Annotated in this window: 23 protein-coding genes; 10 read left to right on the forward strand and 13 right to left on the reverse strand. The window is 66.0% G+C overall.

Annotated features, from left to right (window positions below; translation table 11 throughout):
* The first annotated feature begins 45 nt into the window (after positions 1 to 45).
* Positions 46 to 753: a tyrosine-protein phosphatase gene (locus tag I8J29_RS18820; RefSeq protein ID WP_208849053.1), complete on the forward strand. Its 708-nt coding sequence runs from the start codon at positions 46 to 48 to the stop codon at positions 751 to 753.
* Positions 754 to 875: 122 nt separating this feature from the next.
* Here I8J29_RS18820 and I8J29_RS18825 read toward each other — a convergent pair whose 3' ends face one another.
* A complete protein-coding gene (locus tag I8J29_RS18825) occupies positions 876 to 2,309 on the reverse strand; it encodes a cytochrome P450 (RefSeq protein ID WP_208849054.1) in 1,434 nt (477 codons plus the stop codon).
* 184 nt (positions 2,310 to 2,493) lie between these two features.
* Here I8J29_RS18825 and I8J29_RS18830 point away from each other — a divergent pair, with 184 nt between their 5' ends.
* The gene (locus I8J29_RS18830) at positions 2,494 to 3,330 is read left to right on the forward strand and encodes an RMD1 family protein (RefSeq protein WP_208849055.1); all 837 of its coding nucleotides are present in this window, start codon (positions 2,494 to 2,496) and stop codon (positions 3,328 to 3,330) included.
* Positions 3,331 to 3,473: 143 nt separating this feature from the next.
* Here the strand turns inward: I8J29_RS18830 and I8J29_RS18835 are convergent, their stop codons facing one another.
* Complete coding sequence (locus I8J29_RS18835) at positions 3,474 to 3,797, reverse strand: 2Fe-2S iron-sulfur cluster-binding protein (RefSeq protein ID WP_208849056.1); 324 nt, start codon at positions 3,795 to 3,797, stop codon at positions 3,474 to 3,476.
* 161 nt (positions 3,798 to 3,958) lie between these two features.
* Between I8J29_RS18835 and I8J29_RS18840 the strand changes: the two genes are divergently transcribed.
* Together I8J29_RS18840 and I8J29_RS18845 are read left to right on the forward strand one after the other, a co-directional pair.
* Positions 3,959 to 4,339 carry a hypothetical protein gene (locus tag I8J29_RS18840; protein WP_208849057.1) on the forward strand — a complete coding sequence of 127 codons (381 nt, stop codon included), beginning with the start codon at positions 3,959 to 3,961 and terminating at the stop codon, positions 4,337 to 4,339.
* 258 nt (positions 4,340 to 4,597) lie between these two features.
* Positions 4,598 to 6,967: a glycoside hydrolase family 3 N-terminal domain-containing protein gene (locus I8J29_RS18845; protein ID WP_208849058.1), complete on the forward strand. Its 2,370-nt coding sequence runs from the start codon at positions 4,598 to 4,600 to the stop codon at positions 6,965 to 6,967.
* Positions 6,968 to 7,104: 137 nt separating this feature from the next.
* Here the strand turns inward: I8J29_RS18845 and I8J29_RS18850 are convergent, their stop codons facing one another.
* Complete coding sequence (locus I8J29_RS18850; protein WP_208849059.1) at positions 7,105 to 8,184, reverse strand: ABC transporter substrate-binding protein; 1,080 nt, start codon at positions 8,182 to 8,184, stop codon at positions 7,105 to 7,107.
* A gap of 102 nt (positions 8,185 to 8,286) precedes the next feature.
* On the reverse strand, positions 8,287 to 9,123 hold the full coding sequence (locus I8J29_RS18855; RefSeq protein WP_208849060.1) for a helix-turn-helix transcriptional regulator: 837 nt from the start codon (positions 9,121 to 9,123) through the stop codon (positions 8,287 to 8,289).
* 198 nt (positions 9,124 to 9,321) lie between these two features.
* Between I8J29_RS18855 and I8J29_RS18860 the strand changes: the two genes are divergently transcribed.
* The gene (locus tag I8J29_RS18860) at positions 9,322 to 10,308 is read left to right on the forward strand and encodes an aldo/keto reductase (RefSeq protein ID WP_208849061.1); all 987 of its coding nucleotides are present in this window, start codon (positions 9,322 to 9,324) and stop codon (positions 10,306 to 10,308) included.
* A 251-nt stretch (positions 10,309 to 10,559) separates the two neighbouring features.
* Here the strand turns inward: I8J29_RS18860 and I8J29_RS18865 are convergent, their stop codons facing one another.
* A complete protein-coding gene (locus tag I8J29_RS18865; protein ID WP_338113224.1) occupies positions 10,560 to 13,487 on the reverse strand; it encodes an S-layer homology domain-containing protein in 2,928 nt (975 codons plus the stop codon).
* A gap of 304 nt (positions 13,488 to 13,791) precedes the next feature.
* Between I8J29_RS18865 and I8J29_RS18870 the strand changes: the two genes are divergently transcribed.
* From I8J29_RS18870 to I8J29_RS18880, 3 genes are read left to right on the forward strand one after another with little or no spacing between them, the layout of a single operon-like run.
* The gene (locus I8J29_RS18870; RefSeq protein ID WP_208849062.1) at positions 13,792 to 14,859 is read left to right on the forward strand and encodes an ABC transporter substrate-binding protein; all 1,068 of its coding nucleotides are present in this window, start codon (positions 13,792 to 13,794) and stop codon (positions 14,857 to 14,859) included.
* Positions 14,852 to 15,454 (forward strand): hypothetical protein, encoded by a 603-nt coding sequence (locus tag I8J29_RS18875; protein ID WP_208849063.1) that lies wholly within the window; start codon positions 14,852 to 14,854, stop codon positions 15,452 to 15,454. The genes I8J29_RS18870 and I8J29_RS18875 overlap by 8 nt, the downstream gene beginning before the upstream one ends.
* Entirely contained in the window at positions 15,367 to 16,473 is a 1,107-nt protein-coding gene (locus I8J29_RS18880; protein ID WP_208849064.1) for an AraC family transcriptional regulator, read from the forward strand. Before I8J29_RS18875 ends, I8J29_RS18880 begins: the two co-directional genes overlap by 88 nt.
* Positions 16,474 to 16,646: 173 nt before the next feature.
* Here I8J29_RS18880 and I8J29_RS18885 read toward each other — a convergent pair whose 3' ends face one another.
* The 3 genes from I8J29_RS18885 to I8J29_RS18895 all read right to left on the reverse strand — a co-directional run bounded on the left by I8J29_RS18885 (position 16,647) and on the right by I8J29_RS18895 (position 18,420).
* Positions 16,647 to 17,354 (reverse strand): histidine phosphatase family protein, encoded by a 708-nt coding sequence (locus tag I8J29_RS18885; protein ID WP_208849065.1) that lies wholly within the window; start codon positions 17,352 to 17,354, stop codon positions 16,647 to 16,649.
* A gap of 103 nt (positions 17,355 to 17,457) precedes the next feature.
* Entirely contained in the window at positions 17,458 to 17,904 is a 447-nt protein-coding gene (locus I8J29_RS18890) for a VOC family protein (protein ID WP_208849066.1), read from the reverse strand.
* Between the two features lie 156 nt (positions 17,905 to 18,060).
* Positions 18,061 to 18,420 (reverse strand): DoxX family protein, encoded by a 360-nt coding sequence (locus tag I8J29_RS18895; RefSeq protein ID WP_240546310.1) that lies wholly within the window; start codon positions 18,418 to 18,420, stop codon positions 18,061 to 18,063.
* A gap of 169 nt (positions 18,421 to 18,589) precedes the next feature.
* On the opposite strand from I8J29_RS18895, the gene I8J29_RS18900 reads away from it, so the two are divergent.
* Positions 18,590 to 19,201: a TetR/AcrR family transcriptional regulator gene (locus I8J29_RS18900; protein ID WP_208849067.1), complete on the forward strand. Its 612-nt coding sequence runs from the start codon at positions 18,590 to 18,592 to the stop codon at positions 19,199 to 19,201.
* Between the two features lie 639 nt (positions 19,202 to 19,840).
* Here I8J29_RS18900 and I8J29_RS18905 read toward each other — a convergent pair.
* The 4 genes from I8J29_RS18905 to I8J29_RS18920 all read right to left on the reverse strand — a co-directional run bounded on the left by I8J29_RS18905 (position 19,841) and on the right by I8J29_RS18920 (position 23,377).
* Positions 19,841 to 20,812: an aldo/keto reductase gene (locus I8J29_RS18905; protein ID WP_208849068.1), complete on the reverse strand. Its 972-nt coding sequence runs from the start codon at positions 20,810 to 20,812 to the stop codon at positions 19,841 to 19,843.
* An 82-nt stretch (positions 20,813 to 20,894) separates the two neighbouring features.
* Positions 20,895 to 21,749: an NAD-dependent epimerase/dehydratase family protein gene (locus tag I8J29_RS18910; protein WP_208849069.1), complete on the reverse strand. Its 855-nt coding sequence runs from the start codon at positions 21,747 to 21,749 to the stop codon at positions 20,895 to 20,897.
* A gap of 57 nt (positions 21,750 to 21,806) precedes the next feature.
* Entirely contained in the window at positions 21,807 to 22,745 is a 939-nt protein-coding gene (locus I8J29_RS18915) for an aldo/keto reductase family protein (protein ID WP_208849070.1), read from the reverse strand.
* Positions 22,746 to 23,032: 287 nt separating this feature from the next.
* On the reverse strand, positions 23,033 to 23,377 hold the full coding sequence (locus I8J29_RS18920; RefSeq protein WP_208849071.1) for a DUF3243 domain-containing protein: 345 nt from the start codon (positions 23,375 to 23,377) through the stop codon (positions 23,033 to 23,035).
* A gap of 219 nt (positions 23,378 to 23,596) precedes the next feature.
* Here I8J29_RS18920 and I8J29_RS18925 point away from each other — a divergent pair, with 219 nt between their 5' ends.
* Entirely contained in the window at positions 23,597 to 24,868 is a 1,272-nt protein-coding gene (locus I8J29_RS18925; protein ID WP_208849072.1) for a serine hydrolase domain-containing protein, read from the forward strand.
* Positions 24,869 to 25,121: 253 nt separating this feature from the next.
* Here the strand turns inward: I8J29_RS18925 and I8J29_RS18930 are convergent, their stop codons facing one another.
* Positions 25,122 to 25,952 (reverse strand): hypothetical protein, encoded by an 831-nt coding sequence (locus tag I8J29_RS18930; RefSeq protein WP_208849073.1) that lies wholly within the window; start codon positions 25,950 to 25,952, stop codon positions 25,122 to 25,124.
* Between the last annotated feature and the right edge of the window lie 28 nt (positions 25,953 to 25,980).

The raw sequence follows: 25,980 nt of genomic DNA on the forward strand, positions 1-25,980 counted from the left end.
GAGCCTTTGCTACGATGGGAAAAACGGAAGAGCGGGGGACCCGAAATGATCGATATTCATTGTCACATACTGCCCGGCGTGGACGACGGCGCGAAGGATCTGGCGGAGGCGGTCGCGATGGCCCGCATCGCGTACGAGGACGGCATCCGGGACATCGTCGTCACTCCGCATTTCAACAGCGTCTACATGACGACGGCGGACACGATGCGGCGGAAGCTGGACGAGCTGCGGACGGAGCTGGACCGGCAGCGCGTCGCGATCCGGCTGCATCCGGGCAACGAGCTGCGGATCGAGAGCAAGGCGTTCGTCGAGCGGCATGCCGCCCGGGGCAGCTTCGCTTATTTGGGCACGCCGGCGAAATTCCTGCTCATGGAGGAGCGCTGGACGGACTACGATCCGGATACGCCGGAGATTGTCGCGCGGCTGCTGGACGCGGGCGTGACGCCGGTGATCGCGCACCCGGAGCGGCATTTTTTCTTCCGCGAGAATCCGGAGCTGCTGCCGACGCTGATCGAGCAGGGCATCTGGACGCAGGTGTCCGCGGACAGCCTGGTCGGCAACTTCGGCGCGGAGGCACGGGAGTACGGCCGCAAGCTGATCCTGGACGGCCACGCGCACACGCTCGCGACCGACGCCCATAACGTGACCCGGAGGCCGAACCTGAGCGCGGGGATGGCGGTGTTCGAGGAGCTGGCCGGCGCGGGGGCGCGGGCCGAGCTGGAGGTGCGGATGCGGAGCATTCTCGAAGCGTAAGCGCGGGGGGCGCGGAGAAAGGCCGAGAGCGCGGAACGCAAAGAAGGGCCGAGAGCGAGGAACGCAAAGAAGGGCCGGGAGAACGGCGCGCATGCGCGCCGTTCTCCCGGCCTTTGCCGTTTTTACGGCGCCGGCGCGGAGCCGCGCGCCGCTTCCGCCTCCGGCCGTTCCGGCGCGGAAGCATCGGCCCCCGCCGCGGGGCCGGCCGCGGTCCGGCGGCGCGGAATCATCATCCGCCCGCCCTTGATCCGCAGCGAGACGAGCGGCTCCGGCACGGCGTCGCCCTGTCCCGGCGCGGAGGCGAATTCGAAGCGTTCCGCCAGCGCGGCGAGAATCAGCACCGCCTCCATCAGCGCGAACTGCGAGCCGATGCAGCCGCGCGAGCCGCCCCCGAACGGGAAGTAGGCGAAGCGCGCCCAGCTCGATGCGCCTCCGTCCGCGAACCGGTCCGGCCGGAACGCCGCGGCGTCGCCGAACACCGCGTCGTTGCGGTGAATCGCGTACGGGCTGATCAGGAAGCTGCTCCGGGGCGGGAATCGGTCGCCCAGCATCTCGAGCCCGCGATCCGCTTCGCGCAGGATCGCCCACGCCGGCGGATACAGCCGGAGCGTCTCCTGGATGACGTGCCGCGCGTACGGCAGCTCCCGGTACAGCTCGCCCGCCGGGAGAGCCGCGCCGCTCTCGCGTTCGCGGAGGCGCACCGCGTCCAGCTCGCGGCGCAGCGCGGCGGCGGCTTCGGGCGCGCGCTCCAGCGCGTACCAAGCCCAGACGAGCGCGTTGGCCGTCGTCTCGTGGCCGGCGAGCAGCATCGTCATCATTTGGTCGCGGATCTCCTCGTCCGCGATCGGTTCGCCGTCCTCGTCCTTCGTGTCGAGCAGCAGGCCGAGCAGGCTGTCCGCGTACGCGTCCGGCGCGCGCCGGGCGGCGGCGATGGCGCCGTAGATCATCGTTTCGAGCGTGCGGATCGCGCGGCGATGGGCCAGGTTGCCCGGCGTCGGCCAGCCGAAGGGGAGAATGAGCGGCGAGAAGATCGTGGCGGCCGTGCGCCGGATCGTCACGTCGACGGCGTCCGCGAGCGCGGCCTTGTCCGCTTCGACTTCGGTGCGGAACATCGTCTTCGCGATGATCTCGAGCGTCAGCTGCATCATGACGTCGTGCATCGGCGCCGGCACGCCTTCGCGCAGCGACTCCGCGGCCTTCCGCGTCTCGGCGAGGACGGTCTCGGCGTAGGCGTTGATCCGCTCCTTGTAGAACACCGGCGTCAAATACCGCTTCTGCCGGCGGTGCGCGGTCCGGTCCGCGGTCAGGAGGCCGTCGCCGATCGTGCGCCGCAGCACGCCGGCGCTCCGGCCCTTGCGCAGCTTGTCCTCCTGGTGCACGAGGAGCTCCTGGACGAATTCCGGCGCATTGACGATGAACGTCGGCTGGAACGAGCTGGTCCGGAGCGACACGACGTCGCCGAGCGGCAGGGCGTCGACCAGGAAGCCGAGCGGGTCCCGCTGGAACCGGAAAAAATTCGATACGCGGGACGAGGGAATATCGACGACGCGCGTCATATGGGGTAACGCCTCCTTCGGGCGGCCGCTTCTCTCGAACGGCGGTTCTTGTCCCCTGAGTCTAGCACGTTTACCGAAGCGGCTTCAAACGGCGGCCGCCGTTTGCCGCTAAAGGGGCGCATAATCGGGAAGAATGGAAGCATAGGCTACATTAAACGCTTGTCTGGAAAGAGTGATCCGATACATGACGGCCATTACGTTCAAAGCCTACGCGGTCGCGAACGAAATCGACTTGAACAAAATCGCCATCCACTGCGGCATCCCGAAGAAATACACCTGGGAGCAGCCGCTCGTGTTGAAAGGGGAGACCCTGCAGCAGATCGTGCGGAAGAAGACGGACGACGCGCAGCAGGTGCTCGTGTTTTCCTTCGGGAGCGTCGTCTTCGTCAATCAGGCGCACCCGGGCGACATCGCGCGGTTCCTCGCGTACGTCCGCACCTTCGAGCCCGAGATCGACATCGAGCAGCGGGACCGGTATGCCGACGATTACAGCCTGCATACCGGCGAAGCCGACCATTTCGAGCTGACGGACGAATACGTCGTCGTGCCGGAATACGAAGCGTTCCACCCGGAGCTGATCGCCACCGTGCTCGCCAAGTCGGTCGCCCTCGAGAAAATCGAGGAGCAGCTCGGCAAGATCCACGACCGGCTCGAAACCATGATCGACCGGCTGGAAAAGGGCCGGCTGCGGATCGGCAACAAGGAGCTGGCCCGCACGACCGCCAACATCATCCGCCACGAGTACAACACGCTCGCGTACATCATGATTTTGGATAAGCCCGACATTACGTGGGCAAGCAGCAGCGCCGGGGAATTCTACGACCGGATGCTGGAGTTCTTCGAGCTGAACGACCGGTACAAGATCATGAAAAGCAAGACGGAGGTGCTCTATCACCTCATGGAGGGCTTCTCGACGATCAGCCATTCGATCCGGGGCCTTTTCGTGGAGTGGATCGTGGTCGCGCTGATCGTGATCGAGGTCATCCTCTCGGTCCTGCAGATCGCGGGCGTGCTGCCGTAGGACGGCCCGGCCGGGCGTAAAGCCGATAGGCCGCGGTAAGCCGCGGTAAGCGCAGCCTGCCCCGCCGCGCGGGCATGACGAAGAAGCCCGGAATGCCGCAAGCGGCGCTCCGGGCTTCTTTCGTTTCTTCCCCGCGGACGGAATTAGTCCTGCGGGCGCGGCCCCGCGTCCAGTCCCGTCGACTCGACCGTCTTGATCAGCTTGACCGTCAAGTCGCCGTGCACGTTGATTTGGCAGGACAGGCGGATCGCCGGATCCGTGATGCCCTTGTTGCCGCGAACCGTCGCTTCCGCTTCGCCGATCTCGCCGGCGCTGCCGCCGACGACCTCGACCGCGCACGTCGTGCAGCGGGCATTGCCGCCGCAGCGGTGCAGCACGTCGACGCCGCCGTCCTCCAGCGCCAGCACGAGCTTTTGGCCTTCCGCGGCCGTTACGGCTTCGCGGCCTTCGATTTGTACCGTTGGCATGAGCGTTTCCTCCTCGTTTTGGCTTGTTCTCATTGTCACTATTCACCGGATTGCTTGTCCATTAAACCATGCCCGCGCATAGTTCCTCAAGAGGCGGAACACACTAGTGGCGATATTGGCACGACATGCCAACAAACGGACAAGCGGAGGGAGCAGGCGGTATGGCGGAAAGATCGGTATTCGCGTATTTCAACACGCCCGATCAGGCGAAGGAAGCGGTGGAGCGGCTGAAGCCGCTGAAGCTGGTCGATTACGCGATCGAGCGGATCGACGGCTACGCGGGCCCGGGCTACCAGAGCCTGGACCGGCTCGGCGGGACGATAACCGGCGACTTCAAGGGGCTCGGCAATTTGACGCTCGGCGGCGACTTCGACAGCCTTGACGCAGGCATTCTCGCGGCGGCCAGCGTCAGCGCGAGCGGCTACGGCTCGGGCGGGCCGGACAACCGGGTCACCGGCAGGGACATCATGCTCGTGGCGATCGTGGAGGAAGCGGACTACGAAGAGGCGGACCGCATCGTGCGGGAGTCGGGGGCGCTGTAAGGCGGCGGGGTCGGGCACGGTACGGCCGGGCGGCTCGCGCCCGGCGCTGAAGCCGGATACGACGGCGATGCGGCGAGCGAGTTGAGTGTACGGAAGAAACGGAACGCCGGGCGGCCGCAAGCCGCCCAACGGAGCCGGCCGAGACCGATTGGTCTCGGTCTTTTTGCCATGCGCCGCGGCCGATTTCCATCGGAACAACAACTTTTTCAATTCCTGGGCGTCTAAGATGGAGAATTTGTAAATCGGGAGTTGAAGCAAGTGCACAGCAAGCAGGCCAACATCAAGGTGGGGAACATCAAGCAAGAGAACATCAAGCAAGCGAACATCAAGCAAGCGAACATCAAGCAAGCGAACATCAAGCAAGCGAACATCAAGCAAGCGGCGATCGGCATGGCAGCGGGGATTCTGGGCGCAGTCTTCCTGTGGGCGGGGAGCGCCGGCGCGGAAGAGCGGTTCTCCGATCTGCGGCATGCGCAGTGGGCGGCGGACAGCATCGCCTACTTGGCGAACCGGGGGACGGTGGCCGGCTACGGCGGCGGGCAATTCAAGCCGGACGGGGCGGTGACCCGCGCCCAGGCGGTGGCGTTCATGGCGCGGGAGCTCTACCCGGACGAAGTGCCGGAGAAGGATCCGGCCTACGCGGACGTTCCGCCGACGCACCCGTTCTACCGCGAAATCGCCGTTGCCTCGGCCAAGGGGCTGGCCGGCGGATTCCCGGACGGCTCCTTCCGCCCCGACGCGCCGGTCAGCCGCGCGGAGACCGCGGCCTTCCTTGCCCGGGCCTATGCGCTTCAACCGGGCGAGGGCACGGCCGAGCCATCGGACATCGGGTCGCACTGGGCGGCGGCGCCGATTCGCGCCTTAAGCTCCAATGGCCTCATCGGCGGCTATGCGGAAGGCACGTACCGGCCCGACCGGCCGGTGACGCGCGCGGAATACGCGGTCTTCCTGACCCGGGTGATCCGGTTCGAGCGGGACGCGGCGATCCGGGCGAAGGATTGGGACAAGCTGATTTCCTACATGACCGTCAAGGAGCAGGCCGGCCAGATGCTGATGCCGGATATCCGGATGTGGAACGGCCAACCGACCACGACCGTGCACGACGGTCTGAAGGCGATCGTTCGCGAGCAGTCGCCGGGCGGATTCATTTTGTTCGATAAAAACATCGTCAATGCGGAGCAGGTTGCGACCTTCACGCATCGGCTGCAGGCGGAGGCGGGGGACATTCCGCTGTTCCTCGGCGCGGACCAGGAGGGCGGCGTGATCAAGCGGATCCCCGGCGGCACGAATCTCCCCGGGCAGATGGCCCTGGGCGCAACGGGCGACGCGGCGCTGGCGGAGACGGCGGGCAAGCTGACGGGCGAGGAACTGAGGGCGCTCGGGCTGCAGCTGAACTTCGCCCCGGACCTGGACGTGAACCGCAACCCGGATAATCCGATCATCGGCATGCGGTCGTTCGGGTCGGACCCGGACCTGGTGGCGCGACTCGGTCTCGCGTCGATCAAAGGGCTGCGGGAAGCGGGGGTCGTCGCGGCGGTGAAGCATTTTCCGGGGCATGGCGACACGGCGGTCGATTCTCACCTGGGCTTGCCGGTGCTGCCGTACGGCCGCGACCGGCTGGAAGCGGTCGAGCTTAAGCCGTTCCGGGCCGCGATCGAGGGCGGCGTAGAGATGATCATGACCGCCCACATCGCGTTCCCGGCCATCGACGACGAGCGGGTCGTCTCCGCGAAGGACGGAACCGAGGTTCCCGTGCCGGCGACGCTATCGAAGAAGGTGATGACCGGACTGCTGCGGGAGGAGCTCGGCTTCAAGGGCGTCGTGATCTCCGACGCCTTCACGATGCAGGGAATCGCGGAGCATTTCGGCGAGGCGAACGCGGTCAAGCGCGCGGTCGCGGCGGGCGTGGACATCATCCTGATGCCGCAGGACCCGGCCGCCGCCCGGCAAACGCTGGTCGACGCGGTCAAGGACGGTACCGTTCCGCGCGAGACGATCCATGCGGCGGTCAAGCGGATTCTGGCGCTGAAGGACCGGTACGGGCTGTTCGAGCGCGGCGGCGAGAGCTTGTCCGCGAAGCTGGCGGCCGTGCGAACCGTCGTCGGCTCCGCGCCGCACCGCGAAGCCGAACGGGAAATCGCGGAGCGCGCGGTCACGCTCTTGGCCGGCCGCGACGGGAAGCGGCCCGACGCGATTCAGCCGGGGGACCGGGTGCTGATCGCCGCGGCAGACCAGGAACAGGCCGGGCAGCTGAAGCGTCAGCTGGCGGCAGCGAATCCGGAGCTGTCTCTGCGAATCGAGACCTCGGTGCTGGGAGCGGGCGGCGCGGCCGGCCTTCGGGCGGCGATCGACGGCGCGGATTACGTCATCGCGGCCTCCTATCAGTTCCGCAATAACGCCAGCCAATTCGGTTGGGCCGATTACCAGGCCGTCATCGACGAGCTGAACGCGCGCGGGAAGCGGTACGCGCTGTTGTCGCTGGGCAATCCGTACGAGCTGCTGCATCTGAAGAACGTAAAATCCGGCCTGGCGCTGTACGGGAAGCAGGAGCCCAATACGGCGGCGGGCGTCAAAGCGCTGCTCGGGCTGCTGGAGCCGGCGGGCACGCTGCCCGCGGCGGCGACTTGACCGGCATGCGGCGCGCCGGCTGTCCGCCTTCAAGCCGCGGCCGATACGACGTTAACGATTAAGGCGCTAAACGAAATAGGCCGAAGCCGCACCGTTCCGGTGCGCTTCGGCCTGTTTCGGGCTTGCGGGACTTGCGGCTACGGCGTTTGTTCGCCGGTCAGCGCGTCGAGCACGGCCTTCACGCCGTAGGTCTGGCCGATCGGGCCGTAGCCGAGTCCGAGCGCGCCCTTGAAGCCGTAGACATGCTTGTCCTTTACGGCCTTCAGCGTGTTCCAGACGCCGCTCTTCTCCCATTCGTCGGTCGCCGCGGGCATCGACTTGTCCTCGTAATTGAAGTAACCGAGGAAGAGGTAATCGGGATTCACCTTCGCCAAGCCCTCGAGGCTGATCTCCGCGCCGTCCGCGGTCATCGCCTCGGAGGCCGGCGGCTTCAAGCCCATGCCGTCGTAGTATTCCGGCATGTACTTCGTGCCCTGCAGCCAGACGGTCTTGTCGCGGACCTGCACGAACGCCACCGAGCCGTTCAGGCCGGCCAGCTTCTCTTTCGCCGCCTTCAGCAAGTCGTTGAACCGCGCGACGTATTGGGCGGCCGTGTCTTCCTGGCCGAGGATTTCGCCGAACTTGGCGACGAGCGCGGGCCAGTCCGTCCAGACGTCCGTTGCCTGCTCGTCGATCATGACGGTCGGGGCGATCTTGGCGAGCTCCGCCGCGATGTCCTTGTTGGTGGCGTTGCCGGCGATGATCAGATCGGGCGCGTACGCCAGCAGCTTCTCCATATTGACCTGCGTGTTCTCGCCGACCGTCTCGATTTCCTCGAAATTCGCGGCGAACGGCTTGTATTCTTCGGTTTTCAGCGAGGACTGGGCTTCCGTGAACGGCAGCGAGAGGCCGATCGAAGGCAGATGGAACACGAGCATCGGCTCGATGTAGCCCCAGTGGACGACGGCGACCCGTTTCGGCTGCGCTTGGATGGTTACGTCGCCATTCGCGGTCTGGATCGTGCGGGGGAACGCGGCTTTGTCCGTGCCGCTGCCGTTGGAAGCCGCGTTGTTCTTGGCCGCGTTGCCCTCCGTGCCGGTACCGGCGGACGTATTTTCGGAGGCATTGCCGGCCGCGCCCGATTTGCCGGCGTTATTCGCGCCGGAGCAAGCGCCGACGACCAGCATCAGGCAAATCAGGCTGATCAAGAAGGGAAGAAGGTTGAATCGAACGGACATGACGGGCATCCTTTCTATGCGCAAGGTTAACGATAACGATTCTCATTATCATTAACACTGTACCATCCGCCGTCCGGGATGAGAATAGACCATTTCCTCCCGTCACGATGGACGATTTCCCGATGGGCGCGGCCCGGCCTGGCCCGGCGGCACGCCCTTGTACTTCTTGAACAGCCGGCTGAAGTAGTAGGCGTCGGGGTACCCCACGCTCCGCGCCACGGCGGCGACCGTGAATTGACCCGTCAGGAGCAGCTCGTGCGCCCGGTTGATCCGGTAGCGGATCACGTAATCGATCGGGCCGACGCCGACGTAATCGCGGAAGAGGGACGAGAAATATTTCGGCTTCAGTCCGTAGCGCGACGCCAGCAGCTCCAAGGTGACCGGCTCGGCATAGTGCGCATGGACGTACCGGATCGCGTCGTCGAGCATGGGGTAGCTGCGGCGGTTCCGCTCGTGGCGCTCCGCCTGCAGCGCTTTGTTCAGCAGCCGGTAGAAGAGCGTCTTCTTCTCCAGCAGCATCATGCTGTCGGGGGACGAATCCGCTTCGATCAGCCCCTGCAGGAGCAGCCGAAGCTCGGGATCGGGCGCGGCATGGAGCAGCGACACCTCCGTCAAGAGCGGCGCGCGGCCGTGCGCCGGGTCCGCGGGCATGTAGTGGACGAGGCCGTACTCGAACCCTTCCGGTCCGGTTCGGATGAACAGCCGCTTGCCCAGGCCGCCGAGCAGCGCCCTGCCGGGCTCCAGCCGATGCGTCTCGCGTCCGTCGAAGGTAAAGTCCGCCTGTCCGCGCAGGCCGACGATCAGGGCGCATTTCTCCGTCGGCCGGTTGAGGTGCCCGTCATAGACGAGCTCCGGCTCCAGCGTCGTCCGGTAGACGCCGTGGACGTCCAGCGGCGAGCGGGCGAACGCCTGCGCCAGCGCTTCGTAGGAGGCCGTCATGTCATCACGCTCCGTCATGCCCGGGGATCGCGCCGCCGGGCGGGGTTTGTCCCAGTATACCACGCTTCTGCCGTGTAGTTATTGTAAAGACGGTCCGCGGGGCGGGCGGCGCTTTGCGCGAGGGCGGAGGGAGAGGTAAACTATTCCTATACGGCAACCGGACAAGGCAAAACCCAAACCGAAGGAGGATGCGGCGATATGGAAAAGCGTACGCTTGGCAAGGAAGGATTGACGGTATCGGCACTGGGGCTGGGCTGCATGGGGATGTCGGACTTTTACGGCGGACGGGACGACGACGAATCGCTCCGCACGATTCACCGGGCGTTGGAGCTCGGCGTCACGTTCCTCGACACGGCGGACATGTACGGCGTCGGACGGAACGAGGAGCTCGTCGGCCGGGCGATCCGGGGGCGCCGCGGCGAGGTGACGCTCGCGACGAAGTTCGGCAACGTGCGCGACGCGAGCGGCAAGAGCCTTGGCATCAGCGGCAAGCCGGACTATGTCCGGTCCGCTTGCGAAGCGAGCCTGCGGCGGCTCGGGGTCGACCATATCGACCTCTATTACCAGCACCGGGTCGATCCCGATACGCCGATCGAAGAGACGGTCGGCGCGATGGCCGAGCTGGTCCGCGAGGGCAAGGTGCGGTACCTCGGCTTGTCCGAGGCGTCGCCGGCGACGATTCGCCGTGCCCATGCCGTTCATCCGATTACGGCGCTGCAGACGGAATATTCGTTGTGGAGCCGCGACGTGGAGGACGAGATCCTGCCGCTCTGCCGCGAGCTCGGCATCGGCTTCGTGCCGTACAGCCCGCTCGGGCGCGGCTTCTTGACCGGTCAGATCCGGTCGTTCGAGGATCTGGCGGAGGACGACTACCGCCGCCTGTCGCCACGCTTCCAAGGCGAGAACTTCGCGAAGAACCTGGCGCTCGTCGACCGGATCAAGGAGATCGCCGCCGAGAAGGACTGCGAGCCGTCGCAGCTGGCGCTGGCCTGGCTGCTCGCGCAGGGCGGCGACATCGCGCCGATTCCGGGCACGAAGCGCGTGAAGTACCTGGAGGAGAACGCCGGCGCGCTCGCGGTCCGGCTGACGGACGCGGACCTCGCGCGCATCGAGGAGACGGCGCCGAAGGGCGCCGCGGCCGGCACGCGGTACCCGGAAGCGGGCATGCGGACCGTCAACCGGTAGGCGTGCGGGGCGCGGGCATGCAGGCCGGCGGCGCGTCGCCGTGACGGCAACCGGCCGAGTGCCGGATGATGGATGTCAACATAGACGGGCGATGGCAGCGGCGAACGGCAACGGCGAGCGGCAAACAGCAGACGGCAATGACAACCGGCAAACGGCAATAGCAAGCAGCAGCGAAAAGAACTAGCGCGAAACGCAAAAAGACCCTCCTGCGCGGAGGGTCTTTTCGTTGCCTGCCTAAACGATCAGCATCGTTAAATATTCAGCGCGTCCAGCAGCGCGTAGACGATCTTCGCGGCCTCGGCGCGCGTCAACGTGCCGTCCGGCCGGAAGGCGCCGTCCGGATAGCCGTCGACGATGCCCGCTGACGCGGCTTGGCCGATCGCTTCCGCGGCCCAGGCCGGGATGCCCGCCGCGTCGGCGAACGTCTTGTCCGCGCCGCCCGGGGCGATGCCGCCGGCCTGCAGGACGCGCGCGGCCATGACGGCGATTTCCGCGCGCGTGATGCGCTGCGACGCCTGGAAGACGGAGCCGCCGCTTGCGGCGAAGCCGGTCACGTAGCCGGCGTCGGCGGCCGCCTTCACCTGCGCCTTGGCCCACGCCGGGATCCGGGCGTCGTCGGCGAAGCCGGTCGTTCCCGCCGCGGCCGGAAGGCCGAGCGCGTCCGCGAGCAGCTTCACCCACTCGGCGCGGGTGACCGGACGTTCGGGACGGAACGTGCCGTCCTCGTAGCCGGAGACGACGCCGAGGCCGATCAGCCGGTCGGCGTACGGCTTGGCCCACGAGGCGCCCAGATCCGCGAACGTTTGGGGCGCGTAGCCGAACACTCCGAAGGCCGCGGCATGCTTCGCGGCGACCGTAATGGTCGCGCCGTCGGCTTTGCCGCCGAGGAAGATCCATTTCTTGAGCGTGTCGTTGTAGTAGTAGACGGCCGGCTGGAGGGCCGAATCCTTCGCGTAGTTAAACGTCAGCTCCACCGGCTTGCCGAACGTCGCGCCCGCGGTGCTCGTCAGCTCGACGATCGGGCCGAGCGCCTGCAGGCTGCCGAGCGGCGGCTGCTCGGCGGCGGCCAGGACGCGCGCGCCGACCTTGCCGCCGGACGCGACGGCGCCTGCCGGCACCTTGAAGGCGACGACGTCCTTCAGGCTGCCTTCGGCGCCCTTGGCGGGATCGACGTCGACGGTCACGGACGCTGCAGGCGTCTCGGGCTCGTCCGGCGTTGCCGGCGGCGGGCTGCCCGGCGTGGACGTCGTCGGGAGCGCCTTGACCGTGACGGCGAACGTCTTGGTCTCCGACGCCGTTCCGCGCGATACCGTCGCCTTCAGCGTCACGGACGCGTCGGATTGCCCCGCGCCCGGACGGGTCACCTTGGCGGCGCCGTTCTCGATCGCGACGGCGTTCGCGCTATCGGCCGTCTCTTCCCAGGCGATCGACGCGCCGTGCTTGCCCTCGGCGGGCAGCGTAAGATCGGCCGTCACCGCGCCGGCGTCGCCGAGCGTCAGCGTGCCGAGCGTATCCGCGACGGCCTGCTCGTCGCTGTAGGCGGCGCTATCGACGAAGATCGGGTTGGAATAGAACCACAGGTCCTTGTAATTGCGATCGTTAATCTCGTTAAAGCGGGTCGTCGGGTCCTCCGTCGTCGTTTTCGGATCGATCAGCGGATTGCCGTCCTGCGTCTCGCCCGGCACGTTCGCGCCGAGGTTCGTGCCCCGCAGGCGGAAGTACTGATCCTTGCTCGCGCGCGGCAGCTCGTACGTGATGACGTTGTAGCCGTTCGCGTCCGTCGTCCAATCCTCGCTCGTGAACGTGGCGACGACGCGGGTCGAGTCGTTCGTATCCTTGTCGTAGGCCGCGGTTCCCTTCTCGGCCGGTCCCGTCACGTCCCCCGCGATCAGGTCGACGTGGTCGACGGCCGGCTTCACGCCGGCGGATTGCCCGCTGTCGATCGGGGATTCGTAATGATTGGTCCCGGGGCTCTTGAACTTGATCGTGAGCGTCAGCTTGTCTCCTTCGGTCGCCTGCAGGTTTCCGCCCATCCCGGCATTTGCGTCGCCGTCCGCGATGCGGAAGTCCAGGGCGTCGATCAGATCGCCGAAGACGGAGAACGATTGGCCCGAACGCATGCCGTCCAGGATATCCTGCGCGGAGCGGCCGTCCGTCCAGACGTAGTTCTTGGCGTATTCGCCCGGCCAGTAGCCGCTCGAGTTGGTGCCGATCGTCTTGAAGTGGTAGTCGGAATTGGCGAAATTCCAGAAGCGGCGTCCTTCGCCGAGCAGGGCGTCCCAGACGCCGCCGACCTTCGCGACCATGTAATCGACGCCGCCGTAGGAGCGGTTCTTGTAGTTGTCGTTGGCCGTCGGATCGGCGGGATCGTACGCCGTGTTATAGCCGCCGCGGTCCGGCTCCATCTGGTTGCCGAGCATGCCCTCGAAGCCGAACGCGATGTCCGGCGCGGCGCTATTGAAGTCGCGGAAGTCCGAAATCTTGTATTTGCCAACGCCGCGGGAAGGATGGTTGACGATCATGTAGCTGGTGTCCGGGTAGTTGCGCTTCAGCCAATCGATCGCGGTCAGGCTGTCCGCGTGCGTCGCGTACGCCCGGTCGTCGCCGGCTTCCCATTGCGCGACGTCGGCGGGATCGAACCAGCTCGCGTCGCGGTTCGTGAAGAGGTACTCGAATCGATTCGCGGCCTTCAGCGCCGCGTCGGAGCCCGGCGCGCCGGTCAGGATGCCGACGGAGCCGTGCTCATGCGACGGGATATCCCATTCGAAGCCGGAGAAAATCGTTTTGCCCGCGTACTTGCCGGCCGCCTGCAGCTCCTTCGTCTTCGGCACCTGGTAGTCGAGCAGTCCCTTGGACAGCGGAGTCGGCCCGCCGGGAATGTCGGCGCCCGTGTCGTCCCGCTTGGAGTAACGCAGATGATCCGCCAGGAAGAGGAAGTCGAGGCCGTTCGTCGTAAGGCCGTGGTCGAGCACCGATTCCAGCGAGCTCTGGGCATCGTCGGATTCGAACGTATGCGCGTGGAACTCGCCGGTCAGCCACTGGCCCTGCGGGGCGCCGGCATCGGCGCCGCCCTCCGCGGCCGCCGCCGAAGGGAGAGGAACGGCGAGACCCGTCGAGAGGAGGCCGGCCGAGAGCGACAGGGGGAGCAGCATCCGGAATTGCTTATTGAACTTCAACACGAAATCCACCGCCAGTCTGCGAAAGTGTTGCCCGCGGGTGAAGCAAGGGCAGTTTGAGTGTACAAGCCCACTGTCAGCGGGATATTCGGGGCGGAGGCCGTTTTGTTAATCGGGCGTTAAATTGTTGGAATCGGTACCAGATTCCAAGCGCGGCAGGTCCGGAGATGACCGCGGGCGCGAAAAAACAGCCGAAATGCTGCCGTAGCCGAAAAGAGCGCACAATCGGTTATTCACAAGGGAGGTGGAAGGCACTATACTAGTCGTAGATAATGATAATCAATCTCAATTACAGGAGCCGTCGAACATGAACCGAACGTCTGTCACCCGCTTTGCGCAGCTCGCGCTCATGGTTTTGCTGATCGCCGCGTTGTCCGCCTGCGGCAACGCGAACAACGGAAATAACGGGGGCAACGCGTCCTCGGCCAATAACGAAACGCAGCAGCCGGCGAACGCCGGCGGCACGACGAACGCGAACGCGGGCAACGCGAACGCGGGCAACGCGAACGCGAATGGCGGCGCGAATGCCGCGCCGGCCGACAACGCGGCCGACCAGGGCGTCCGCGTGCTGAAGGACGCGATGGGCCACGACGTGAACGTGCCGGCCCGCCCGCAGCGGGTCATCGCGCCGTTCCTCGAGGATTCGCTCGCCGCGCTCGGCCTGAAGCCCGTCGCGCAGTGGGGCGCCGCCGGCGTGCCGCAGCAATATTTGCAGGACAAGCTCAAGGACGTGCCCGTCCTGAGCATGGAAGGCGGCCTGAAGCCGGAAGAGGCGCTGTCCTACAGTCCGGACCTGATCATCTTCATGGCGCCGTCTTACCTGGCGAACGCCGACTATGAGTCGTTCGCCAAAATCGCGCCGACGTTCGTGCTGTCGGGCAACGAGTCCGACTGGCGGGGCAACCTCGAGAAGCTCGGCGCGCTGCTGAACGAGGAGGAGGCGGCGAAGACGGCGCTTGCGGACTACGACAAGAAGGTCGCGGATGCGAAGACCCGGCTCGGCACGCTGCCGGCCGGGAAGACCGCCGTGCTCCTGCAATCGGGCGGCGAGAAGGGCTTCAAGCTGTTCGGCCCGAAATTCTACGGCGGCGAGACGCTGTACGCGACGCTCGGCTTCAGGCAGCCGGCCGTGCTGAAAGGCGACTACGAGACGTATTCCATCGAGAAGCTCGCCGACCTGAAGGACGTCGACTACCTCTTCGTCATCTCCGGCCCGGGCCGCGAGAAGGCGCCGGTCGACAACCCGCTCTGGAAATCGCTCTCCGCCGTGAAGAACAACCGGGTGTTCGACGCCGATTCCGGCCACTGGTTCAATGCGAATCTGATCGCGAACGGCCTGATCATCGACGACGTGCTGAAGGACGTCCATGAATAAGCACTCCTCCGCCGGCTCGCAGCCTCCCGCTGCGGCCGGCCTTTCCTATCGTTTGCTGGACGTGCGGATGCTGCGGGACGATGCGGGGGACGCGGGAGGGGAGCGCTCGTTCATCGAGGCCGGGACGCATCTGCTGCTGCTGGCCGGCACGGGCGGCGGCCGCCTCGTCATCGACGGCCGGGTGCGGCTCCCGCGTCCGGGCTCGCTGTACGTCTGCGCTCCGGGGCAGCTGATCGAATGGACCAATTATACGGGGCATCCGCTGGAGCTGCTGCTCCTGCATTTCGACGTGGCCGCGCCGCCGGGCGGCGAGCCCGCGGCGGACGCGCCGCCGCGTTTCCCGTTCCTCGGCGAAGCGGCGGCGCCGTCGGCCGTGGCGGCCGGCCAGCTCTTCGGCGCGATCCGCGCGGGCTGGGAGCAGGGTACGCCTTCCGGCCGGCTGCGCGCCGAGGCGGGGCTGCTCGAGCTGCTCAGCCTCGCGCTCGGCATCAGGAGCGCCAGACGGAGATGGCGCTCGAAGCGGCGCGCCTGGAGCTGGAGCGGCATTACGCGAGCGAGATCACGATCGTGGAGCTGGCGAAGATCGCGGGGCTGAGCCGGTTTCATTTCATGCGGCTGTTCAAGGAGCGGTTCGGCCGCGGCGTCATGGAATACCGGACGGAGCTGCGGCTGAAGGAAGCGAAGCGGCTCATGTGCGAGGCGAACCTGTCGCTGACGGAGATCGTCGAGCTCGTCGGCTACACGAGCGAGACGTATTTCGGCACGCTGTTCAAACGGGAGGTCGGCTTCGCCCCGGCCGTCTACCAGCGCAACCAGAAGCGGCGGATCGCGGCGTACAGCTGGATCAACGTCGGCCAGCTGCTGGCGCTGCGGACGATGCCGTACGCCGCGCCGATGGATCAGTATTGGACGGACTACTACCGCGATAAGTGCGGCTACGAGGTCAAAACGCCGCTCAGCCATCATTACGCGTTCAACCTGAGCGCGCTGCGCGGGGCGAAGCCGGACCGGATCGTCGGCATGGCGGAGCTGCTTCCGCCGGAGGAGCAGGACAAGCTCCGGGAGATCGCGCCGTCGCTCTTTCTGCGCTCGGACGACGATTGGCGCGGTCACTTGGCGCAGCTGGCCGCGTTCCTGGACCGGGACGACGAAGCCGCGGCATGGCTGAAGCGCTACGACCGCCGCGCGGCGGCGATACGGGAACGGCTGGCGCCGATCGCCGGAGGGGGCGCGCTGCTGGTGCTCTCCGTCGACCGCAAGGGGCTGGCCGTCGTCGGGCGCCAGGCGGGCACGGTGCTGTACGACGATCTCGGCTTCGCCTTGCCGGCAGCGGCCCGCGACGTGGGCTGGGGCCGGCCGATCGCGCCGTCTGGACTGGCCGGCTTGGAAGCGGACCGAATCATCGTGCACGTCGAACGCGGCGCCGCCGCCGAGGCAAGGTGGCGGAGCCTCGCCCAGAGCGAGGCGTGGCGCGGGCTTCCGGCCGTCCGGGCCGGCCGCGTCCATGCGGCGTCCGGCCTCGGCTGCTTCGAGGCGCCGTGGAACGAATACGCGGCCGACCCGCTCGAACGGTTCCTCGGCGAGATGCCGGGCTTGTTCGGGCTTGAAGGCTAGCGGGAGGGGCGCTCCCGAATCCGATGGGCGTTCAAGATCCATACGCTCTGCGCACAACGAACGGTGGTTAACGAATAGCGCATAACGAATAGCGCATTACGAATAGGCAAAACGCGCCCCGCTTGACGCATCGCATCAAGCAGGGCGCGTTTTTTGGCGTTTTCGCCGCCGCGTCAGTCCGCGTTGTCCGCGAACAACCCGGCCCGGCTGACCGGCAGCCCGGCGCGGTACAGATGCCCGACGTCGCCGACGCCGTAGCAGCGCGGCGCGGCCCAACCGTGCCCGCGCTCTTCCATGACGACGGTCGTCACCGAGCTCGGGGCAATCCAGAAGCCGGACCATACCATGGAGAGCGGCAGCTCGAGCAGGTGGGACAGCCAGGCCAGGCCGAAGCCGAGGTGACAGAAGACGGCGACCGCTTCCCGGTTGCGTTCGACGATCCGGTACCGGCCGTCTACGCGCGCATAGCCGAACCCGCGCATGAAAGCATCGGAATCCGCCTGTAGCCGCTCGTAGTTCGCCTTGAAGGCGGGATCGTCGAACGGGGGCCGCTCGTGCCAATCGCTGCTCGACGGATACGGCCGCTGCTCCCGCACCCAGGTATGATCGGCGTTCCAGGCGACGACCGACCGCCCGGACGGCTCGGTGACCTGCCATCCGTCCAGCTCGGCCGTCCATGGCAGGACGACGGGATGAAGTCCGATCGCGTCCGCGGTATACTGCATCGTGTCCCGCGCGCGGCCGAGCGGGGAGCAGAACAGGCGGTCGATGCGCGTGCCGGACAGCCGTTCGGCCAATGCCTTCGCTTCCAAGCGGCCGGGCGGCGTGATCGTGTTGTTGGGGTAGTCCGGTTCCGCATGGCGAATGATATACAATTTCATGGTTCGTTCAGCCTCCGCAAATCGTAGTGGCAGCGCTTCCGGCGGGCATGACGGCACGCATCAATCGGGAGCGCGGGAATAGCGGCACGTTGACGCGATAAGGTCAGCCGTTGCGCGCGATTACCGCGCCCCACGCTTCCGGGGCTACGTCCCGCACATGCTTGGCGAACATCCACGGATGCCCCTCGGGATCCTCCGCGACATACTGCCGCTCGCCGTACTCCGTATCGTTCGGCGGCTCCGCGATGCGGGCGCCGGCCGCTTCGGCGCGCGCGAAGTGCGCGTCGATCTCCTCGACGAACAGCATGACGTTCTGCGTATAGCCGCCGATGCGGGCAGGGCTTGCCGCGGCGCGTGTCAAGCTCTTCAGCATCACGTGCGCTTCGCCCAGGCGGACGAGCGCGCCGTGCACCGTTCCGTCGGGCAGACTGAAGCGGTACTGCTCTTCGAAGCCGAACGCATCCCGCAGCCAGGTCAGCGCCGCGGCGACGTCTTCGTAATACACGTGGGGCAGGATTGCGTTTACGGGTACGGATCGATTGGAAATCACGGGAAGCACCTCCGTTGAATTCGGTATCCTCCTCAGCATAGCATAGCGGGGACGGGCATAGACGGATCCGCGTCAATTTCCTTCCGCGGGCATGCAAAAAGCCGCCCCTTGGCGGAGCGGCTTTCCGATGGCTGAACGTTTGTCTGAGGCGCCGGTTCAGTTCGGGAAATTGCCCAAATCGGAACCTTGCAGGCAGGCGAGCACGATCGCCAGGATCGCCAGCACGAGGGCGGGCACCATTTGGCCGAACGCGTCCTTCGCGCGGATGTGGGCGATCACGCCGCACACCATGATGAACGCGAGCCCGACGGCCGCCCAAGCGGACCAGCTCGCGTACCAGAAGCCGACGACGAGGCCGGCGACCGCAACCAGCTGCAGCAGTCCCGTCACGACGCGGAACCATTGCGGCAGGCCGAGCTTGTTGAAGCTTTCCACTTGCATTTTGGCGCCGGCGGCCTTGCTGAGGCCCGATCCGAGGAACGCGAGCGCGAGTAAAATTTCGATGACGATAGCCATGATGGCAATCCCCTCTCTATAAATAAGTAAGCAACAACTGTTGCGTAAGTTATGATAAAATAAAGCGGTCTTCCGAACAACCATCAATCCGGCGGTTTAGTCGCTTAGGCAACAACATCGCGATATTGTAGAATAAGTCGGCCCCGAAGGGCCAAGAAGGAGGAACCACATGCAGCCGCAAGAGGAGAAGCCGGACCCGCGGGTGCTGCGCACGCGGCAGCTCATTCTGGACGCGTTCCGGTCGCTCATCCAGACGAAGGATCTCAAGGACATTACGGTCGGCGACATCACCGAACGGGCGACGATCAACCGCGCGACGTTCTACGCGCATTACGCGGACAAGTACGAGCTGATGGACGCGACGCTGACGACGATGTTCTGGGAAGGCATTCAAGGGAAGCTGCAGTGCCACGCCGAATTCAGCCGTTCGTCGCTGGCAAGCATCGTCGTGACGGTGTGCGAGTTCCACCGCGACCTCAGCACGCATTGCCTCAAGAACTACGAGGCGACGGGCCCGCTGCTGGAGAAGAAAGTCAAAGCGCTGCTGCAGGAGGTGCTGTTCCAGCTGATGCGGCAAAGGGACGCGCGCCGGCCGGCCGGCTTCGACGAGGCGACGGCGTGCGCGGTGTCGACGATGCTCGCCTGGAGCATCTACGGCCTCGCGTACGCGTGGAACGCGGACGGACGCCGCGTGCCGCCGGCCGAGCTGGCGGAAACGTCGCTGACCGCCCTCGCGCACGTGGTCGCGGGCATCGTCATGGCGGAACACCCCGCGGTGTAGAGCCGGCCGGCGGGAGCGATTAGCCGGCTGGCGCGGTGAAATTGTGCCAGAGCGGTACGCGGTGCGGTACATGAGCCGTTCGGCGGTTCATACGCTGCAAGAGCGTTACGTAGTACGGTACAAGAGCCGACAGACGGCAATTTTGCTGCAAGAGCGGTACGTAATACCGTACAAGAGCCGTCGAACGGCCAATTTGTCGCAAGAGCGGTACGTAGAACGGTACATGAGCCAACGGACGGCCATATTGCCGCAAGAGCGGTACGTAATACCGTACAAGAGCCGTCGAACGGCCAATTTGTCGCAAGAGCGGTACGCGGTACGGTACAAGAGCCGACAGACGGCAATTTTGCTGCAAGAGCGGTACGTAATACCGTACAAGAGCCGTCGAACGGCCAATTTGTCGCAAGAGCGGTACGCGGTGCGGTACAAGAGCCGACGGACGGCCAAATTGCCGCAAGAGCGGTACGTAGTACGGTACATGAGCCGACAGACGGCAATTTTGCCAAATGAGCGGTACGTAGTGCGGTACATGAACGGCCATGCAAAAAGGGCTGCCCCACAGTCATGTCTATGACTTCCGGGGCAGCCCTATTCTTATGTCTGCGCGCGCACGGCCGCGAGGCCGCCGTCAGACGCGATTTATGCTTGGTAAAAATTCCGGTCCCAGCGGTGCTTCTTCAGCGTGGCCAGCTGCTCTTGGGACAGGCCGCGGCCGTCGCCGACCGCCATGTTGCGCTCGACGTTGCGGACGGTCCGCATGCCCGGAATGACCGTGGACACGGCCGGGTGGCTGAGCACGTAGCGCAGCGCGGTCTCCGCCATGTCGTCGACGCCGATGCCGAGGTCGGACGCGATCGCTTGCACGCGGTCGTATACCTGCTGCTTGCGGTCGCCGCGGAAGTAGTTGCCGCGGAAATCGTTCGGCGCGAACGTGGTGTCCGGCGTGATTCTGCCCGTCAGGCCGCCTTCGTCGAGCGCGACCCGCACGATGACGCCGACGTTATGCGCCTGGCATGCCTGCAGCAGCCCGTCCTCCGGGCTTTGGTCGAACACGTTGTAGATGACCTGCACGGTATCCACGACGCCGGTTTCGATCAGTTTGATCGCGTTGCTCGCCTGATGGTCGTTGATCGAGACGCCGAAATAGCGGATCTTGCCCTGCTCCTTCAGCCGCTGCACGGCCTCGAGCCAATCGCCGCGCCCGACCCACTCGTCGGACCAGACGTGGAACTGCTGCACGTCGATCGTCTCCAGCCCGAGGTTGCGCAGGCTTTGCTCGGTGCAGGCGATCACGTGCTCGCCCGGATACGCGTCGTCCGGCGAGATGCCGGCCGGCGCCGGCCATTTGCCGTTCTTCGGCGGGATCTTGGTGGCGACGTAGATCGGCTGCTTCTGCTCCCGGACGACTTGGCCGACGAGCCGTTCGCTATGGCCTTCGCCGTACGCGAGCGCCGTATCGATGAAATTAAGGCCGAGCTCCACCGCGCGGTGCAGCGCTTGAAGCGACTCGCCGTCGTCCGCGCCGATCCAGCCGGATTTGCCGATGCCCCAAGCGCCGTAGCCGATCTCGGAGACGTCCAGTCCCGTTCTTCCCAGCGTGCGATAATGCATGAATGGTTCCTCCTCGTAATCCAATAAGTTTAGGCGAGCCGCAGCCCGCCCGATCGGTGTTGAAATTCGCCCGTCCGGCGGTTCAGGCCTGGCCGGGGACGTAAGTCCGCCAAGCATGCTTCGGCTCCCAGCCCAGCAGCGCCTTCGCCCGCTTGTTGCTGAGCAGCGATTCGTGGCCGTCCAGCGGCTCGCGGAAATCGGTTGTTTCCGGGAATTGCTCGGCCAGCAGCTGCCGGCTCGGAATCGCCATGCTCGTATCGTCGGCCGCGAGATTGATCGCGACGGAGCCGAGCCCGTCCTTCTCGATCGCGAGGCGGCACGCTTCCGCGATGTCCCGCGTGTCGACGTAGCTCCACAGGATGCGGTCGCGCTCCGCGCTGTTATGGATGAACGACGGGAATTGCGCATAGCGCTCCGGCGGAATGACGTTGCCGATCCGCAGCGAGACGACCTGCATGCCGGTGCGGCGGTGGAACATGTCCGCCGTCTGCTCGTTCACGACCTTGGACAGGCCGTAGCTGTCCTGCGGCAGCTGCGGATGGTCCTCGTCGACCGGCACGTACGACGGGCCGAACCGGTTGACCGCGAACACGATGCCGTACGACGATTCGCTGGAGGCGATGACCGCCTTGCGGATGCCGAGGCCCGCGGCGGCTTCAAGCACGTTGTAGGTTGACATGACGTTGTTCTGGAACGTCACTTCGCTCGTCTTGATGTGCGCGGCCGGAATCGCCGCCAGATGGACGACGGCGTCCGCGCCCGCGAGCGCGCCGTACACCTCGCCCAGGTTCTCGAGATTCGCCAGGATCGTCGGGCAGAGCCACTCCTGCGGGCGTACGGAATCCACGTTCACCACTTCATATTGCCGTTCCACGAAATGCTTGACGACCCACCGGCCGAGCATGCCGCTTCCGCCGGTTACGACGACTTTTGCCAAATGCTTGTCCTCCTTCGATCGCTTCGATGTTGATGCTGCCGGGTTCCATGCTAGGAATTAGGCCAGGATGTCTTCGATCCGCGCCGCGACGTCCGCCGAAAGCGCGACGCCCGACGCGCCGGCATTTTCCGCGACCTGCTCCGGACGGCTGGCGCCGACCAGGGCGCTCGAGACGTTCGGCTGGCGCAGCGTCCACGCCAGCGCCAGCTGGCCGATCGTGACGCCGAGCTCGGACGCGACCGCGCCGAGGCGCTGCACCTTGGCGATTTTGTCCTCGGTGATATTGCCGCGCATCCGTTCGATCTTCGCCGCGCGGCTGCCGGCCGGAATGTCGGTCGCCGAGGCGTATTTGCCCGTCAGCAGGCCTTGCGCGAGCGGCGAGAAGACGACTTGTCCGATGCCGTTCTGCTCGCTGATCGGAATGATGTCCTTCTCGATGTAGCGGTTGAACATATTATAAATCGGCTGGTTGACGACGATGCGGTCGAGCAGGTACCGGTCCGCGGCGGCCAAGCCTTCCGCGATGTTCGCCGCCGTCCATTCGCTGATGCCGGCATAGAGCACCTTGCCCTGGCGGATCAGGTCGTCTATGGCGCGCAGCGTCTCCTGCACCGGCGTCTCCGGATCGAAGCGGTGGCAGTAGAGAATGTCCACGTAGTCCAAGCCGAGCCGTTTCAGGCTGGCGTCCGCCTGCTCCAGGATGTGCTTGCGCGAGAGGCCGCGGTCGTTCGGGCCGTCGCCCATTTGGCCGAAGACCTTCGTCGCCAGCACGTACGACTCGCGCGGGTAGGCGCGCAGCGTCTCGCCGACGACCTTCTCCGCCTCGCCGCGCTCGTACACGTTGGCCGTATCAAAGAAATTGATGCCCAAGTCGTAGGCGGTCTCGATCGCCTTGACCGCGTTTTCCTTTTCCACGTAGCCGCCGTAAGTCAGCCAGCTCCCAAGGCTGATCTCGCTGACCTTCAGACCGCTGCCGCCCAATCTCCGATATTGCATCGTATCCAGCTCCATTTCGTCCGATCGTAAGCTTGCGATAAGCCCCCCTTCAGTATAAAGTTCCGCCGAAACGATCGAAAGTAGTGAATATATGTTCAATATCTGATACCCGGTATATCTACTATACTTTCGGTGCCGCGCGGTACCGCGGACGATCGGCGGCCGTATTGCCCCGCAATCGCGCGCAGCCCAGCAGGCCGGGCGCTCCGTCACGGGGCGTCCCGGCCTGCTGGGCGGTAACGGTTAACGCGTCGCCGGCACCGGCTTCAGCGCTCGCGAACGGCGAATTAGGAAGCCGTCTTCGCCAGCTTGACGAGCAAATGGGCGAGCTTGTGCTGCTCATCGGCGTCGCCGGCCTTCCACAGCTCGCGCAGCAGGTATTCCTCGCGGTTGCGCGGTTCCTCGTGCTCGGCCAGGTAGGCGGCTACTTTCTGCGCGATGACGGCGATCTGCTCGTCGCCGAAGCCCAGATTCTCCGCCATCTCGATCCGTTTGGCCAGGTAGGAACGGAAGGCTTCGAAGTTTTCCAAAATCCGTTCGCCGTCTCCGCCGCTGAGCGCCTGCACGGCTTTCTCGACCTTGTCCGTTGACGTGTCCTGCTCCTTGCTCAAGATTTGGCTTCTCTCGTTCATGGCGCATTCCTCCTCGCGTAATCGGTCGTGCGGTGGTACGTTCTCTTGTTACCCGGGGCGAGGGGGGACGAATCCGGGAGGCGGCCGCGGCGGTACGGCCCGATCTCGCGATTCCGCTTGACGGCCGGCGCGGGCAATGGCTATAGTAGTATCCCGCATTCAGGAAACGACGATACGGCAAGTTCGCGGCGACACCCATCCGAAAGGAGCATGAGACCCATGACGCTTACCCAAACCATCCGGGCCTACGTCGACGAATACGCGGCCCGATGGCCGTTCTCGGGCGCGGTGCTGGCCGCGCAAGGCGGGGAAATCGTTTTCGAGGCGGCTTACGGCATGGCCTGCCTGGAATTCGCCGTCCCGAACCGGACGGACACGCGCTTCGGGCTCGCGTCCGTGTCAAAGCAGCTCGCGGCGTTCGCCGCGATGCGGCTGCACGACGAAGGCCGGATCGACATCGACCGGCCCGTGAACGACGGCCTGCCCGCCGAGCTGCGCGTCGATCCGCGCATCACGGCGCATCAGCTCATGACGCATACGTCGGGCTTGCGCACGTTCCACCACTTGCAGGAGGATTTCTTCGGGGAGCGGGAGAAGCTGCCGTACGACCGGGAGCTGCTGCTCGGGTATTTCCGGCAGCGGCCGTTGAACTTCGAGCCCGGCACGCGGTTCGAGTACTGCAACGCGGGCTATCACCTGCTGGCGTTCCTGATCGAAGCGGCGAGCGGGCGGCCCTACAAGCGCTACCTCGCGGAAGCGGTGTTCGGCCCGCTCGGCATGGCGGATACCGAGGTCGACGACGGCAGCGCGCTGCTGGCGCGGCGGGCATTCGGCTACGGCATGAACGGGGAGCGGATCGTGCCGGCGGAATACCATCATCCCGGCTACAGCATCGGCGCCGGCGGCATCGTCTCGACCTGCGGCGATCTGCACGCGTGGCACCGCGCGTTGAAAGAGCGCCGGCTGCTGGGATCGGCGGCGTACGAGCGGCTGTTCGCGCCGAACCTGAACGGCTGCGCCGGCGGTCTGTTCTCGGACGAATTCCGCGGACGGCCGCGCTGGCGGCACGACGGCGCGCACCTCGGCATCGGCGCGTACGTTCAGCATTTCTTCGCGGACGACGCCTGCGTGATCGTGCTCGCCAATTACGACTTCGCGAACGTGACCCGGGTCGGCGACGCCGTCGCCGAGCTGATGTTCGGCGGCCGGCCGGCCGTCCCCGGGAAGCCGCCGGCGGTCGAGCCGGACGAGGCGCTCGCCCGCCGGTACGAAGGCGTCTACGTCCCGGGCCGCGCGGAGCTCAAGCGGACGGAGGAGGGATGGTCGTTCGTCCATCTCGGCCGGATCGAGAAACCGCTCTATCCCGTCGGCGGCCACCGGTTTCACAGCACGTGGCTCGATCACGCGTATACGCTGCGGGAGGGCGAGGACGGCGAGTTCGAGTTTTTGGGCGTGCGGCGGCCGCGCGGAGAGGGCGCGCCGACGTCGTGAAAGAAGCGGCGACGCGGCCGGTTCTCTCGCCGAGCGAGCCGGGCCGGCGGCATCGGCGGTGCGGCGCTCGGGCGGTCGTCGCGCCGTAACCCCAACCCCGCCCCCGGCTTACGCGCGGCCCCCCATGCCGCGAGCGCCGGCCGACGCAGTCGTCGCGGATCGAAGCCGCACGAAAACGGGCGCACCCTTGCGGGTGTGCCCGTTTTCGCGTGCTAAGCGAGCTTGCCGGACGCCATACGGCGTCCGCCGCCGCTTATTTGTCGGCTTGCTCTTGCTGCTGCCGCAGCTTCGCGATCTCGTCTTGGTACAGCCCCAGCAGGCTGGCCAGCGCCTGCTTGATCGCTTCCCCGTCCTTGGATTCGGCGGCTTTGCTCAGCGCGAGCTGGCCCTTGATGAGCGGATTGTCGATCGCCACGGCCTGAAGCGTGCCGACCTTCGCGCCCGCAGGCAGCATGCCCGCGTCCTTGAGCGCGACCGTGACCTTCGCGCCGCCCTCGAACGTAACGGCTTTGCCGGCTTCGGCCTTGACCGCGTCCAGCTTGCCAGCCGGCACGAGGGTCGTGCCCTCCGCCGGCACGGCCGGGGCGGCTTTTACGGCGACGGCCGCGCCGTCCTTCAGCTTGATCGTCTTCAGCTGATCGGGGGAGATCGGTCCGACGACCTTCAACTCGCCGTCGGCCGCCTTCGAAATCGTGATCGTCTGCGGCTTGCCGTCCGGACCCGGCTTCGTCACCGTCGTTGCCGACCCGGCGACGACCTTCACGGCGTCCTTGGCCAGCGCCTGGAACTGCGCGAGCGTCTGCTCCCACGCTTCGACCGTATCCGGCGCGTACTGCTTCGCCAGCTCCACCGGATCGGCCTGGTTCATGAACACGGCGACCGGCTTGGCATTCTTGTCCGCCGCGGCCGTGCTTGCGGCGATCGTCACGTTGGCCGGGACGGTCCCTTCGCCGGCTTCGGTCAGCGCGGCGGTGTAGTAGCTCGCGAGCGGCCCGGTGGCGGCGTTGGCGGCGAGCGGGCTCGCGAAGGCGGACAGCATCAGGGCGACGGCGGCGACTTTGGTGACGGTGCGTTTGTTTTGCATGATTGAACACTCCTATCGGATTGGGTAT

The sequence above is a fragment of the Paenibacillus artemisiicola genome (assembly GCF_017652985.1).
GTDB lineage: Bacteria > Bacillota > Bacilli > Paenibacillales > Paenibacillaceae > Paenibacillus_Z > Paenibacillus_Z artemisiicola.